The organism is Streptomyces sp. NBC_01116 (assembly GCF_041435495.1).
Classification (GTDB): domain Bacteria; phylum Actinomycetota; class Actinomycetes; order Streptomycetales; family Streptomycetaceae; genus Streptomyces.
Map to the genome: position 1 here is coordinate 7,183,595 of NZ_CP108644.1, position 14,492 is coordinate 7,198,086.

Consider the following 14,492-nt stretch of genomic DNA (forward strand, 5'->3'; position numbering starts at 1 on the left):
TCCCCCCGAACGCTTCCCCGCCCGGCCCATCCTGCCGGTCACCTGGCCGGACCGCCGATCGGTCCACACAATCGTTGCAACCCCTTGCAACTCTGGCGAGGCCCCGCGGCTCCGTACAAGACTGACAGACACACTGTGCGCCGGGCCTGTCCCGGTCGCCCGGTGGTGCAGAAGCATGGAGGGTGGTGCCGTGTCGGCGCAGCACCACCCTCCGTCGCTTCCCCCCGCCGCTACGCCCCGTCCGGCCGGGCCCGTGCCACCACCGACGCCAGGTCCAGCGTGTGCGGCAGCGTCCCGAACGCCGACCCCCAGTCCCCGCCGAGGCGCGAGGCGCAGAACGCGTCGGACACCTCCGGCGGGGCCCAGCGCACCAGCAGCGAACCCTGGAGCACCAGCGCGATCCGCTCCACCAGGCGCCGTGCCCGCGCCTCGACGCCCTCCAGGTCGGCCAGCTCCGTCAGCAGGCCCTTGATCGCCGCGTCCAGCCGGTGATCCGCCCCGCGCGCACGGCCGACCTCGCGCAGGAACGCGTCCAGCGCCCGCGGCTCCCGCTGCAACGCCCGGAGCACGTCCAGCGCCTGCACATTGCCCGAGCCCTCCCAGATCGAGTTGAGCGGCGCCTCGCGCAGCAGCCGCGGCATCCCCGACTCCTCTACGTACCCGTTGCCGCCCAGGCACTCCAGCGCCTCGCCCACCACGGCGGAGCAGCGCTTGGTGACCCAGTACTTCGCGGCGGGCACCGCGAGCCGCAGGAAGGCCCGCTCCTCGGCCGTGTCCGCGTCGTACGCGGCGGCCAACCGCATCGCCAGCACCGTCGCCGCCTCCGACTCCAGCGCCAGATCCGCCAGCACGTTGCGCATCAGGGGCTTGTCGATCAGCGGCCCGCCGAACGCACCGCGGTACGCGCTGTGATGGATCGCCTGCGCCACGGCCTGCCGCATCAGCGCCGCCGAACCCACCACGCAGTCCAGCCGGGTGGCCGCCACCATCTCGATGATGGTGCGCACCCCGCGCCCCTCCTCGCCGACCCGCCGGGCCCACGTGCCGTCGAACTCGACCTCGGCGGACGCGTCGGACCGGTTGCCCAGCTTGTCCTTGAGCCGCTGGATCGCGAACACGTTGCGCGTGCCGTCCGGGAGCACCCGCGGCAGGAGGAAGCAGGTCAGCCCGCCCGGGGCCTGCGCCAGCACCAGGAAGCCGTCCGACATCGGCGCCGAACAGAACCACTTGTGACCGGTGAGCAGATACGCGTCCCCACCGGGCAGCGGCTCCGCCCGCGTCGTGTTGGACCGGACGTCGGTGCCGCCCTGCTTCTCGGTCATCCCCATCCCGAGGAGCGCCCCGGCCTTCTCCCGCGGGGGCCGCAGCCCCGCCACGTACGTGTGCGAGGTCAGCAGCGGCTCCCACTCGGCGGCCAGCGCCGGATCGGTCCGCAGCGCGGGCACCGCGGCGTGCGTCATCGACAGCGGGCAGCCGTGCCCCGCCTCGGCCTGCGTCCAGACCAGGAACCCCGCCGCGCGCCGGACATGACCGGCCGGACGCCCCCAGGCGTCCGTCAGCCCGGCCGACACCGCGTGGCCCAGCAGCCGGTGCCAGGACGGATGGAACTCCACCTCGTCGACGCGGTGCCCGTAGCGGTCATGGGTGCGCAGGACGGGCGGGCACGCGTTCGCCCGCGCGCCCCACTCCTGGACCTGGGCGGAGCCCGCCGCCCGCCCCAGCTCGCCGAGCTCCTCCAGGGCCACGGGCAGGACCCCCGGAGCGGCATGCCGCTCGACGGCCTCGGTCAGGACCCGGTCGGCGGCGAAGACGTCATGGCCGACCAGCGGCGGAACCTGATTGGTCACTGTGTGGGTGGTGGCTGCCATGCCGATACGGTAAGGAGGTGCAGGCAGCAAAGGAAACACCCGAGCGGCCACCGGGCCGGCTCCACCGGGCGCGAGTGCTCTACCGCAACGTCTCCAAACGACGCATGGCGTGGCACTTGCTCAAGGACACCGTCAACTCGTGCATCGAGTACCGCATCCTGGGACTCGCGGCCGAGGCGGCGTTCTTCACCCTGCTCTCGCTGCCCCCGCTGCTGCTCGGCATGATCGGACTGCTCGGTTACGTCGACGAGTGGACGACGACCACCACCGTCGCCTCCATCGAGCGCAACATCCTCTCCGCCGCCCAGACGGTGCTGTCCGAGCGCGGGGTCAACGACTTCGCCAAACCGCTGCTCGCCGACGTCACGACCGGGGCCCGCCCCGACATCATCTCCATCGGCTTCGCCATCGCCCTGTGGTCCGGCTCCCGCGCGGTGAACGTCTTCATCGACACCATCACCGTCATGTACGGACTCGACGGCCACCGCGGCATCGTCAAGACCCGGCTGCTCGCCTTCCTGCTGTACGTCGTCGCCCTCCTGATCGGTGCGGTGGTGCTGCCGCTGCTGGTCGTCGGCCCGGACCGGGTCGTCGAACTGGTGCCGTGGGGCACCGAGGTCATAGCCGTCCTGTACTGGCCGCTCGTGATACTGCTGGGCGTCGCGTTCCTCACGACGCTCTACCACGTGTCCGTGCCGGTGCGCTCACCCTGGATCGAGGACGTCCCCGGGGCCCTGATGGCGCTCGGCATGTGGGTCCTCGGCAGCTTCCTGCTCCGGATCTACCTGACCAACACGGTCGAAGGCCCCACCATCTACGGCTCCTTGGCGGCGCCGATCGCCGTCCTCCTGTGGATCGGCATCTCCGCCTTCGCGGTCCTGGTCGGCGCCGCGGTCAACGCGGCCATCGACCGGGTGTGGCCCTCGCTCGCCACGGCCGCCGCCCGCGAGGCCACCGAACGCGTCCGGGCCGCGCAGGCCGCCGAGTTCGTCGCCCGTACCCGCTCGGCCGCCTACGCCGGAGCGGACGACGACGATGACGAGGACGACGGCCCCGCGTACATGCCCTCCGAGTTCCCCGAGCGCTGGTCCCGCTTCCTGCCGCCCGACGACGTGAAGTCCCGGCTGCACGCGACCTGGGAGAAGGACCCCAGGGACCCGAAGGAACCCAAGGAGTCCAAGGAGTCCAAGGAGTCCAGGGAGCCCGGAGGGATCGCGGAGCCCAGGACGTCCGGGCCGGCGGAGGAACCACCCTCCCGCTGACCGCGTTAGCGTGGAACCATGCCCCGGGAACACCAGCGGTACCAGGAACGGCCGTCCCGGCTGGCCGGGGCCGTCGTCTGGACGCTGGACGTCCCGCCCGGACCGCCGGGCCCCGCCCGGTCCGTCCTTCCCGACGGCTGCATGGACCTGATCTGGTCCGCCGGCCGACTGGTCGTGGCCGGACCCGACACCCACGCCTTCCGGGTCGACCCCCGCAACCGCGCCTCCTGCGCCGCGATCCGCTTCCCGCCCGGAACCGCCCCCGTACTCCTCGGCGTACCGGCGCACGAACTGCGCGACCACCGGGTCGAACTCGCCGACCTCTGGTCCCGTGGAGCCGTCGGCGGGCTCGTCGACCGGATCGGCCGGGCCGCCGACCCCGCGGCCGCCCTGGAGGACTACGCCCTGGCCCTGGCCGCCGAGACCGGCCCCCCGGACCCGCTCACGGCGGCCGTCGCCGACCGGCTGCGGCGCGGCGGCTCCGTCGCGGCGACGGCCGCCGAGGTCGGCCTCGGGGCCCGCCAACTGCACCGCCGCTCCCTGGCCGCCTTCGGCTACGGCCCCAAGACCCTGGCCCGGATCCTCCGCCTTCAGCGCGCCCTGTCCCTCGTCCGCGCGGGCGTGCCGTACGCGGAGGCGGCCGGCGCGGCGGGCTGCGTCGACCAGGCGCACCTGGCCCGCGAGATGCGCGCCCTCGCCGGGACGACGCTCGGGGCCTACCTCTCGGCGGGCGACGCGGAGGCGAACAGCGACACCCCGCAGCCGTCCGGGTCCAGGACGACCGCGTAGCGCTGCCCCCACACCGCGTCCCAGGGCTTCGCATGGCCCGTGTACCCGGCTTCGACGAGGTCCGCGTACACCGCGTCCACCTCCGCCGGGCTGTCGCAGACGAACGCCAGACCGAGCCGCTCGCCGCCCGAGGGCCGCTGCCACCCCGGGTCGAACGAGGCGATGACCTCCTCCGTGTCCCACAGCAGCCGCTGCCCGCCGGTCAGGGTCACTTCGACATGCGGTGCGGACTCCGCCCCTTCGGGGATGTCGAGGCCGAGCCTGCGGTAGAAGGCGAGCGAGGCCGCCAGGTCCGCCGTGATGATGCTGATCGCGTCAAGTCGTGGAGTCATGTCCCGACCGTACGCACGCGGCGCCCCGACGGTCTTGTACGAATCGGTCGCCCGGCCGGAGATCTCTTCCGCGTCCTGAGACCGGTCGCGCTGCTGGCAAGATCTTCGGCGCACCCGTCGCCATCGTGGCGACGACGGTCGACTACGCCTACACCCCCTCGGACCAGAAGCCGGGCGACAGCCATGTGAACGCCCCGGGCGCACCGGGAATGGTGAGGTACCGGTGAAGCTCCCCCGAGACCCACAGCCGTCCGGCCGTCGCCGCGCCGGTGCGCCGCCACCCGGCCGCCGCGGCCCGGACCTGTGGCGTCTGCTCCGGCCGCAGAGCTCGCGTGGCCTCCTCCTCGGTGTGCTCATGGCCGTCGGCGGACTCGTCGGCGGAGTGGGCGGTCTGCCGGCCGGAGAAACGAACTCGGCGACCCTCGGGACCCTCGGCATCGGGGTTCCGGGACTTCTCGTCACCGTCTCCTGGGGCGTGGCGTACGCCCGGGAGCGCCGAGGGCCACCGGACGGGCGCTCGGAGCGGCCGGCCTCACCCCAGGCAGTCGGCCGGCGAGGTCCCCGGGTCGGTCACGGCCAGGCCCAGGGCGGCCCGCTCCGTGATCCACCGCGTCGGCCGGTGGCGCGGGTCGCCCGTCGTCGCGTGCAGCGACCGCTGGAGCCCCAGCATCCGCGCGGCCCCGACGCGCTCGCCCCAGGCCAGCGGCCCGTACGGATAGCCGAGCCCCGTGGTCACCGCCAGGTCGATGTCCCCGGGCGCGGCGAGCGAGCGCTCCGCGATCGAGCAGCCGACCGCGACGACGGAGGACAGCAGCCGCTGCGCGACCGTGCCCGCGGTGTCCCGCACCACCGACACCGCGTACGGCTCCTCGCCCCCGGCGGCCCGCGCCAGCACCGCCCGCGCGTCCCGGGCGGCCACCGGGTCGCCCGCCGCCGTCACCGCGAGGACCCGCCGCCGCCCCGCCGGGGGCAGCACCTCCACGCCGAACGTACGCTCCCGGGGCCCCGCGCCCGCCGCGACCGCGGCCGACACCGGCGTCCCCCAGACGGGCACCAGCACCACGGCCGACGCGGACGGCCCCGCGCCCCGTTCGACCCGGACCCCCGCCGCCTCCAGGGACCCGGCCAGGTCCTCCTCGTACGCGGCGGTCTCCGCCCGCCCGCCCGGGGCCAGGAACACCGGGCGCTCCGCGTCCCCGGTGACCGGGCTCTCCGGCGCGGGGCCGGACGCCCCCTCGCCGTACGCGTACCAGCCACGGCCCGTCTTACGGCCGTGCAGCCCCGCCACCACCCGGTTCGGCGTCAGGAACGACGGGCGCAGCCGGTCCTCGTACCGGAAGCCCTCCCAGATCGAGTCGATCACGGCGGCCGTCACGTCGAGACCGGTCAGGTCCATCAGCTCGAAGGGACCCATCCGCAGCCCCAGCACGTCCCGGGCGATCCGGTCGATCTCCGCCGGGCCCGCCACCGACTCCTCCAGCAGCGCGAGCGCCTCGGTCACCAGCCCCCGCCCGGCGTGGTTGACCAGGAAGCCGGGCGTGTCGGCTACGGTCACCGCACGGTGTCCGCAGCCCTCCACCAGCTCGGTCAGCAGGGCCGGGATCTCCGGGCGGGTGGCCGCTCCCGGCACCACCTCGACGATCCTCATCAGCGGCACCGGGTTGAAGAAGTGCAGCCCGGCCAGGCGCGAGGGGTCCTGGAGCGTCGCGGCGATCCGGGTGACCGACAGGGAGGAGGTGTTGGTCGCGAAGACGGCGGAGGAGGGCAGGGCCCGCTCCAGCTCGCCGAACACCTCGGCCTTGGTCGCCAGGTCCTCCCGTACGGCCTCGATCACCAGCTCCACCTCCGGTCCCGCCGCCCACGGCTCGGCGAGCGGCACCAGCCGGGCCACGGCCGCGTCCCGCCCGGCGGCCGGCATGCGGCCCTTGGCGACGGCCCGGTCCAGCATCGAGGCGACGAAGTCCAGGGCCTCCGACACCGCCTCGGGCCGTACGTCCGCGAGCTCGACGGTGTGACCGGCGCTCGCCGCCCACTGGGCGATGCCGCGGCCCATGGCCCCGGCTCCGACGATCCTGATACGCATGGCGGTGGGAGCCCTTTCAGCGGAGACGGAGACGGTTCTCAACGGGTTCTCGACGGAGACGGGGACGGTTCTTCGGCGGGGACGGAAGCGGTTTCCTCCACCAGGGCGGACGCGGTCATCAGCGGAGGTAGACACGGTCGGGGTCGACATCGTCCCGCAGGAGCCGCAGCTCGGCGGCGGTCGGCGCGGCCGTCGTCGCCACCGTGCCGGCCGTCCTCAGCTCCCAGCCGGTCGCGGCCCGCACCTGCTCGACGGTGACCCCGGGATGGACGGCGACCAGCCGCAGCTCGTCGCCGACGCCCTCCCGGGCGAGGACGCCCAGTTCGGTGACGACCCGGGTGACACCGACGCCCAGCGGGCGGATACCGTCCGCCAGCGCCCGGTCCGGGCCCGGCGTGGTGCAGAAGTCGAGGGCCCCGGCGAAGGAACGCGGTGTGTGGCGGCGCATCACCACGAACACCTCCCGGGCGTTCGCCATCACCTCGACCGCGCCGCCGGACCCGGGCAGCCGGACCGACGGACGGTCCCAGTCGCCGATGACCGAGGTGTTGAGGCTGCCCCACCGGTCGATCTGCGCGGCCCCCAGGAAACCCACGTCGATGTGCCCGCCCTGGAGCACCGAGCCGAACAGCGTGGGCATCGACACCACCGCCTCCGCCCCGGTGATCAGGACGGCGTCCGCGATGGTCTCCGGCAGACGGGAGGGGTGCGCCCCGCAGACCCCGGACTCGTACACCACCTCGATGCCCGGCGCGACGGTCAGCCGCGCCAGCTCGGTCGCCGGCGTCGGCAGCCCGATGCCCGCGAACACCGTGCGGCGTCCGGCCAGTTCGCGCGAGGCGACGACGGACAGCAGCTCGGAGGAGGTGACCGGCCGCGTGGTTCCCGGGTCCCGCCCGCTCACAGCCGCCTCCCGTAGTCCACCGGCTCGCTCAGCGCCTCGCCGACCGCCAGCCCCGCCCAGAACTCCTCGCCCTGCTTCGCCACGTACTCCGCGTGGTCGGCGGTGCCGTACACCCACTCCGCCAGCCACTCCCGCAGCCGGGCCGGGTCCTTGCTGATCGCGGACCAGGAGCGGTAGAAGGCGTTGTCCCGGTCGTAGTAGCCCTGCGCGAACGAGGGGTGCGCCCCGCGCGGGCAGACCACCACCGCGTCGACCGCGTGGGCCGGGATCAGCGTGCGGTTCGGGTCCGAGCGGACCACCTCGTCCGCCACCAGCTCCTCCACCACCACGACCGCCTTCTCCGCCGCGAACACCGCCTCGGCCTGGACGCCGGTCAGCCCCCAGACCTGGGTGTTGCCCCGGCGGTCGGCGCGCTGCGCGTGGACGATCGTCACGTCCGGGTTGACGGGCGGCACGACGTAGATCTGCTCGGTCCCCCCGTCGGCGGCCGGGTAGGGCGAGGTGACCTTGCGGATACCGGGGTTGACGGACGGCAGGTCGCTGCCCGCGTACGAGCGCAGCGGGTGGAACGGCAGCCGCTGCGCCCCCGCGAGATAGCGGCAGACCATCCCGTAGTGGCTGTACTCCTCGAACGCCAGCGGCTCCGGGGCGGCGCGCTCGATCCGCCGCCGCAGCTCCCCGAGCGAACCGGCGGAGGAGTTCCCCACGAAGGAGGAGACCAGCCGCGTCACACACCCGGCCGCCAGCATCTGGTCCACCACGATGTCCGCCGTCATCCGGACGACCGTGAGATTCCGGCGGCCCTGCCGGATGATCTCGTGACCGGCGGCGGTCGGGATGAGATGGGTGAACCCTTCGAGGCTCACGGTGTCCCCGTCGTGGACGAAGGAGGCGACGGCCTCCCTCATCGACATGACCTTGCCGGCCGTCCCGTCCACGGTTCTCCTCATCGTCCGCATCCGCGGACCCCACGGTGTCAGCACCCATTGATGGCTGTCCAATACCGAATTAAGGTCGGATCAAGACACCGGACATATCAATGACGCGAGGGGCGTCCCCCATGGAACTGCGCCACCTGAAGGCCTTCCTCGCCGTGGCCGAGGAACTGCACTTCGGCCGGGCCGCCAGACGTCTCCAGATGGCACAGCCGCCCCTGAGCCAGCAGATCCGGCAGCTGGAGAAGGAACTCGGCGTCCAGCTGTTCCGCCGCAACACGCGCTCGGTCCGGCTCACCGGCGCGGGGGAGTCCTTCCTCGACCCCGTACGGACCGTCCTCGACGACCTCGACACCGCTGTGCGGGCCGCGCGCTCGGCGGGCCGGGGCGAGTACGGCCGGGTGACGATCGGCTTCGCCGGAGCCTCCAGCCACGAGACGCTGCCCCGCCTCACCCGCGCCGTGCGCGCCGCACACCCCGGCCTCGAACTGGTCATGACCGGCCAGACGTACGCCAACGTCGCGCTGTCCCGGGTCGCCGACGGCTCCCTCGACCTGGGCTTCGTCCGGCTGCCGGTGACCCGGCCCGGGGTGGAGCACCGGGTGATCGACGAGGAGGAGCTGCTGTGCGCCCTGCCGTTCGACCACCCGCTCGCCCGGTACGAGGCGGTGCCGCTCGGCGAGCTCGCGGACGAACCGTTCGTCTCCTTCCCCGCCAACTCCGGCTCCACCGTGCGCGACGCGATGACCGAGGCCTGCGAGAGCGCCGGGTTCACCCCGCGCGTCGTCCAGGAGGCCCCCGACTCGTACACGATCATGGCGCTCGTCGCCGCCGGGGTCGGCGTCACCCTCACGGTCACCTCCGTACGGCACATCCAGCAGGGCGGACTGGTCTACCGGCCCCTCACCGGACCGCCCATCCGCCGCCAGGCGGCCCTGGCGTGGCGTGCCGACAACCCCTCCGCCGCCCTGCACGCCGTGCTCGCCGTCGCCCGGGACGCCCTGCCGACCCCCGTACGCGAAACGGGCGGAGGGCACATTGAGACGCCGAGCCTCTGAAAAGCGGGCACATCCGGTATTGGACCCGCTCAGTCACCGGATGCGAAGGTCACCCCACCACCCGCCCCCGCCACCCGTCACCTCACCACCCGTCACCGCACCACCCGCGGCCCGCCCGTCGCCCCGGTCGCCCTGAAGGAAGGCTCCCCCGTGCCGATCGACGTCGTCATCTGCGAACCCCTGCGCACCCCCATCGGCCGTTTCGGCGGGGCCTTCGCCCAGCAGACCCCGGCGGCGCTGGCCGCACGCGTCATCGCGGAGATCGTCGCCCGCACCGGCGTCGACCCGGCCCGGGTCGACGAGGTGATCCTCGGCCACGCCTACCCCACCAGCGAGGCCCCCGCCATCGGCCGGGTCGCCGCCCTGGACGCCGGACTGCCCACCACGGTCACCGGCTCCCAGACCGACCGCCGCTGCGGCTCCGGACTCCAGGCGGTGCTGGACGCGGCGATGCAGATCCGGGCCGGATTCAGCGATGTCGTGATCGCGGGCGGCGTCGACGTGATGAGCGCCGCCCCCTACTACACCCACGACGGGCGCTGGGGCATCAAGGGCCCCGGCCTCCAGCTCCACGACGCGCTCGCCCGGGGCCGCGTCACCGCCGGAGGCGTCAACCACCCGGTACCCGGCGGCATGATCGAGACGGCGGAGAACCTGCGCCGGGAGTACGGGATCAGCCGGGCCGACCAGGACGCCCTGGCCCTGCGGTCCCAGCAGCGCGCCGCCCGCGCCGCGGCCGAGGGCCGCTACGACGCCGAGACCGTCCCCGTCACCGTGCGCACCCGCAAGGGCGAGACGACCGTCACCGCCGACGAACACCCCCGCCCCGACACCACCGCCGAACAGCTCGCCGCCCTCCGGCCGGTGATGGCGAAGTCCGACCCGGACGCCACCGTCACCGCGGGCAACGCCAGCGGCCAGAACGACGCGGCCGCCGCCTGCCTGGTCACCAGCGCCGCGACCGCCGAACGCCTCGGCCTCACCCCGCTCGTCCGCCTCGTCTCCTTCGCCCGCGCCGGAGTCCCCGCGGCGACGATGGGCATCGCCCCCGTCGCCGCCACCCGCACCGCGCTGGACCGGGCGGGCCTCACCCTCGCCGACCTCGACCTGATCGAGCTGAACGAGGCGTTCGCCGCCCAGGTGCTGGCCTGCACCAGGGAGTTGGGCCTCGGCGAGAAGGACCACGACGAGCGGATCAACGTCAACGGCTCGGGCATCTCCCTGGGCCACCCGGTCGGCGCCACCGGAGCCCGCATCCTCGCCACCCTCACCCGCGAACTCCACCGCCGCGAGGGCCGGTACGGCCTGGAGACGATGTGCATCGGCGGCGGCCAGGGCCTCGCCGCGGTCTTCGAACGCGTCTGAGGGCTGTCGGGCCGGACGCCCGCCCGATCAGTCGGTGGCGGAGAGGGTGATGTCCTGCTCGGCCCAGACCAGTTTGCCGGTGGGCGTCCGGCAGGAACCCCAGCGTCGACACAGCATGTTGATGAGCTGGAGGCCCCGGCCGCCCTCATCGCTGAGCGTCGGTGGCTGGATGTGCGGGAGGTCCGCCCCGGTATCGGTGACCTCGACCATCACCCGGTCGTGCCGCAGCAGCCGCAGCTGACCGGGGCCGCCCCCGTACCGCAGGGCGTTGCCGACCAGCTCACTGACGACCAGCTCCGTGGTGTCGACGAGCCCGCCCAGGTCCCACCGGTCGAGCTGCTCCCTGACCAGTCGGCGGGCGACGGACGCGGCGCCGGCGCCGGGCGGCAGCTCCCAGACCACGATGTCGGCCGCGCCGGGGACGGGAAGACCGGTGGCCATCAGCAGGACGGCCTCGTCGAAGCGGGTGCCGGGTCCCGTCCCGGACGACACCAGCGTGCTCAGCAGCGTGGGATCCATCCGTGACACCGTGTCGCGCAGCCTCTCCAGCTGCGTGTCCACGTCATCCGTGCGGTTCTTGAACAGTCCGTCGGTGTAGAGCACGAGGCGGCTTCCGGCAGGGGCCGGCAGGCGGACGGAGGTGTAGGGGATGACGCCGGTGCCGAGTGGTGCGCCCGGCGGCACGTCGACGTGCGTGGCCCGCCCCGCCGCGTCGACCAGCAGAGGTGGCGGATGTCCCGCACTGGCAAGGGTGTACTCCCCGGTGGCGGGGTCGTAGACCGCGCACAGGCAGGTGGCGACCTGGTCGTCGTCCAGGTCGCGGGCGGCCAGGTCCATCCGGGCGAGGGTGTGCTCGGGGGCGATGTCGAGGGCCATGAGCGTGCGCGCCACGGTACGCAGCCTCCCCATGGTCGCCGCGGCCGACAGGCCGTGGTTCATGACGTCACCGACGATCAGGGCGCTCCGGCCGCCCGGCAGAGCCACCACGTCGTACCAGTCCCCGCCGACACCGCTCGTCTCCGTCGGCGGGGCGTAGTGGGCGGCGACGTCCAGGCCCGGTGTGCTCGGCATGGCGCGCGGGAGCATGCTGCGCTGGAGGGCGACGAGGCGCTCCCGCTCCTGCCCGTAGAGGCGTGCGTTGTCCAGGAAGACCGCGGCCCGTGAGGCGAGCTGCATCGCGAGCGCGACGTCCGTGTCGGTGAAGGGAGGCGTGCTGCCCGAGCGAATGAAATCGGCCGCCCCCAGCAGGACTCCCCGGGAGACCAGCGGTACGGCCAGGTAACTGTGCACCCCCGCGTCGCGCAGCAGGGCCGCGGCTCTGGGGGTGGCGGCGACCCGGATGTAGTCGTCGGGCCCCAGCCGGGCGATCAGCACGGGCTCCCGCTGGGTCAGACAGTGGTCCACCGCCCTCTCCTGATACGCGGAGATCTCCCCGACCGGGTCCGGCTCCAGATTCGCCAGCGCGTCGATGGCGGCCACGGCGATGGCCCGGGTGACGGTCGGCTGTGTGGTGTTCGCCGGCGCCCCCTCCTCGCCGCGGAGCACGGACTCCAGCAGATCGATGGCCGCGCCGTCCGCCAGCCGGGGCACGGTGAACTCGACCAGCTCCTGTGCGGTGCGCTCCAGATCGAGCGTGGTCCCGATCCTCGAACTCGCCTCGTTGAGCCACGCCAGGTGGTCGTCCACCACGAACCGGTCGGCCGAGGCCGCACGTCGACGGTGTCGCGAGAGCGCTGGGGCGGCGCCACTCCGTACCCGCAGCGGGCCCCGCCTGCGATCACCTCTTCGCACGAACGAGCCTCCCGTACCGCATCCGTCTGGCAGGACTGCACCATACTCCCGAGTGTCGCGACAGCGCCCGTCCGGAAACGGATCATCACAACGGGCCCACAGGTGCCCGGCCCCGGCCCTCGCGTCCGGCAGCGGCTTCCTCGCCCCGGGCGGTGGTGATCACGGCCCGACCGGAACCGGCCCGGCGGAGGTCACCGGCTGTCCCCGGGCGGCCCGCACAGGTCCGGCACACGCGCGCAACGACCGCCACAGCAGGCTCCAGTTGTACGGGGTCCGGGGCACGGAGCACGAGGTCAGGGGGGCAGGGGGGCGGTGACGTCCGCCCCGGTCCGCGACGGCCGCCGCGCACCCCGCGATGCCGAAAGGTCCGGCCGGACAGTCCCCGCTGTCGGGCCGGACCTCGTTCTCCCGCAGGGGGCCTATCAGTCCCGCGCGTTGCGGGTACGGCGCATCAGCACCGCACCGCCGAGCAGCAGCGCGGCGCTCGCGCCGGCGGCCAGACCCAGGTCGGCGGCACCGGTGTCGGCCAGGTGCGCGCCCGGGACGTCGGACCCGGGCGTACCGGACCCGGGCGTGCCCGAGCCGGGGGTGTCGGTCCCGGGGGTGCCGGTCGGCGGCTCGTCGACGGGCGGCTGGTCCACCGGGGGCTCGTCCACGGGCGGCTCGTCGACCGGCGGCTCGTCGACCGGGGGCTCGTCCACGGGCGGCTCGTCGACCGGCGGCTCGTCGACCGGGGGCTCGTCCACGGGGGGTTCGTCGACCGGCGGCTCGTCCACCGGCGGCTCATCCACCGGGGGCTCGTCCACGGGCGGCTTGTCCACCGGGGGCTTGTCCACCGGCGGGTGGCCGTGCTTCGGGCCGTCGGCGTTCACGCACTTGTTGCCGAAGGCCGGGTTCAGCAGAGCGATCACATTGACGGTGTTGCCGCACACATTGACCGGGACGTGCACCGGCACCTGCACCGCGTTGCCCGAACCGACCCCCGGCGAACCGACGGCCGCGCCCTCGGCCGACGCGTCGGCGTGCGCGGTGCCGCCGACCGCCGCCAGGAGACCTGATGCGGCCGCCATGACGATGATGCTTCTGTTCAAGACCTGTCGCATTACTTGCCCTTCCTTAGGACACTCGCGAGGACATCGCGTGGGTGCTTCGCGCGCGGGGACGAGCAGCCGTCGGGCGGAGGCGCGGCGGAGCCGGGCCCCGCGGCGAAGCCATGGTGAAAGTGGTGAGAACGTGCGCGCTGGACGACTGCCATAACGACTCAGGTCCGTGCGGGAAACTTGGAGGCGCGTGGAAATTGTGTAATCACCCGAACGGGTAAAGTCGTCGGCGTCCGTGTATCCCGGTGAGCAGAGAAAGAGAAACGATTCTTCCTCAACTGCTCTGAAAAACACTCATGTTGACGAAGGGAAGCGCACTCTCCGATAGAGGGAGGGGGCTCGGAGTCTTCGGTGCTCGTCCACCCGTTCGGATGGCGGAAACCGGAGTGTCGCGCTTGATGAGCGCACGAACGGGCGCTCGTACGAACAGGGATGGGGAGCGATCTCCGTGTCCGGCATTCGGGTGAATGGGCGGAACCTAACGCCTGACGGCGAGTTGACCAGGGGGCTCCGCTACGGGGCGACCAGTACGAGAAGGGTTAATCGTGATCAAGAAGGTTCTGGCTACGGGCGCTGTCGCCGCCTCCATCCTCGGTCTCGGCGCGACGCAGGCCATGGCCATCGCCAACGACGGCGGCACCACCTCGGTCAACGGCAACGGTGCCTCGCAGTCGTACGGCAACTCCGAGACCCACGGTGACTGGAGCCCGCAGTTCGCGCTCATCCAGGGCTCGCTGAACAAGCCCTGCATCGCCCTCCCGGCCAAGGCGAACCTCGGTTCGCTCATCGGTGTCGTGCCGATCGCGGTCCAGGACATCAACGTGCTGTCCTCCCCGCAGAACCAGCAGTGCACCGAGAACTCCACCCAGGCCAAGGGTGACGAGGCTCTGTCGCACATCCTGGAGGACATCCCGATCCTCTCCGGCAACGGCGCGGGCAACAACTGATCCGCAGCCGCTCTACTCGGGCCCGAGCCGTCGGCGTTCCTCCACCGAACGGCTCGGG

At 73.2% G+C, this 14,492-nt stretch carries 12 protein-coding genes; 5 read left to right on the forward strand and 7 right to left on the reverse strand.

Translation table 11 applies throughout. From position 1 onward, the window contains the following. Positions 1-230 precede the first annotated feature (230 nt). Entirely contained in the window at positions 231-1,868 is a 1,638-nt protein-coding gene (locus tag OG245_RS31485; protein WP_371626727.1) for an acyl-CoA dehydrogenase family protein, read from the reverse strand. A 17-nt stretch (positions 1,869-1,885) separates the two neighbouring features. Between OG245_RS31485 and OG245_RS31490 the strand changes: the two genes are divergently transcribed. Together OG245_RS31490 and OG245_RS31495 are read left to right on the forward strand one after the other, a co-directional pair. Next, a complete protein-coding gene (locus OG245_RS31490) occupies positions 1,886-3,130 on the forward strand; it encodes a YihY/virulence factor BrkB family protein (RefSeq protein WP_371626728.1) in 1,245 nt (414 codons plus the stop codon). 18 nt (positions 3,131-3,148) lie between these two features. Beyond that, entirely contained in the window at positions 3,149-3,919 is a 771-nt protein-coding gene (locus OG245_RS31495) for a DUF6597 domain-containing transcriptional factor (RefSeq protein ID WP_371626729.1), read from the forward strand. Here the strand turns inward: OG245_RS31495 and OG245_RS31500 are convergent. The 4 genes from OG245_RS31500 to OG245_RS31515 form a co-directional block, all read right to left on the reverse strand. Further along, entirely contained in the window at positions 3,847-4,251 is a 405-nt protein-coding gene (locus tag OG245_RS31500) for a VOC family protein (protein WP_371626730.1), read from the reverse strand. The genes OG245_RS31495 and OG245_RS31500 overlap by 73 nt on opposite strands. 532 nt (positions 4,252-4,783) lie before the next feature. Then, the gene (locus OG245_RS31505; RefSeq protein WP_371626731.1) at positions 4,784-6,334 is read right to left on the reverse strand and encodes a 3-hydroxyacyl-CoA dehydrogenase NAD-binding domain-containing protein; all 1,551 of its coding nucleotides are present in this window, start codon (positions 6,332-6,334) and stop codon (positions 4,784-4,786) included. Between the two features lie 118 nt (positions 6,335-6,452). Next, a complete protein-coding gene (locus OG245_RS31510) occupies positions 6,453-7,238 on the reverse strand; it encodes a CoA-transferase subunit beta (protein ID WP_371626732.1) in 786 nt (261 codons plus the stop codon). Further along, a complete protein-coding gene (locus OG245_RS31515; RefSeq protein ID WP_371626733.1) occupies positions 7,235-8,188 on the reverse strand; it encodes a CoA transferase subunit A in 954 nt (317 codons plus the stop codon). The genes OG245_RS31510 and OG245_RS31515 overlap by 4 nt, the downstream gene beginning before the upstream one ends. A gap of 110 nt (positions 8,189-8,298) precedes the next feature. On the opposite strand from OG245_RS31515, the gene OG245_RS31520 reads away from it, so the two are divergent. After that, positions 8,299-9,231 carry a LysR family transcriptional regulator gene (locus OG245_RS31520; RefSeq protein WP_371626734.1) on the forward strand — a complete coding sequence of 311 codons (933 nt, stop codon included), beginning with the start codon at positions 8,299-8,301 and terminating at the stop codon, positions 9,229-9,231. Positions 9,232-9,381: 150 nt separating this feature from the next. After that, positions 9,382-10,596 (forward strand): acetyl-CoA C-acetyltransferase, encoded by a 1,215-nt coding sequence (locus tag OG245_RS31525; RefSeq protein ID WP_371626735.1) that lies wholly within the window; start codon positions 9,382-9,384, stop codon positions 10,594-10,596. A gap of 27 nt (positions 10,597-10,623) precedes the next feature. Here OG245_RS31525 and OG245_RS31530 read toward each other — a convergent pair whose 3' ends face one another. After that, a complete protein-coding gene (locus OG245_RS31530) occupies positions 10,624-12,285 on the reverse strand; it encodes a SpoIIE family protein phosphatase (RefSeq protein ID WP_371626736.1) in 1,662 nt (553 codons plus the stop codon). A gap of 524 nt (positions 12,286-12,809) precedes the next feature. Continuing rightward, the gene (locus OG245_RS31535) at positions 12,810-13,490 is read right to left on the reverse strand and encodes a chaplin family protein (protein ID WP_371626737.1); all 681 of its coding nucleotides are present in this window, start codon (positions 13,488-13,490) and stop codon (positions 12,810-12,812) included. Between the two features lie 542 nt (positions 13,491-14,032). On the opposite strand from OG245_RS31535, the gene OG245_RS31540 reads away from it, so the two are divergent. Next, positions 14,033-14,434 carry a rodlin gene (locus OG245_RS31540; RefSeq protein ID WP_371626738.1) on the forward strand — a complete coding sequence of 134 codons (402 nt, stop codon included), beginning with the start codon at positions 14,033-14,035 and terminating at the stop codon, positions 14,432-14,434. Positions 14,435-14,492: the final 58 nt, after the last annotated feature.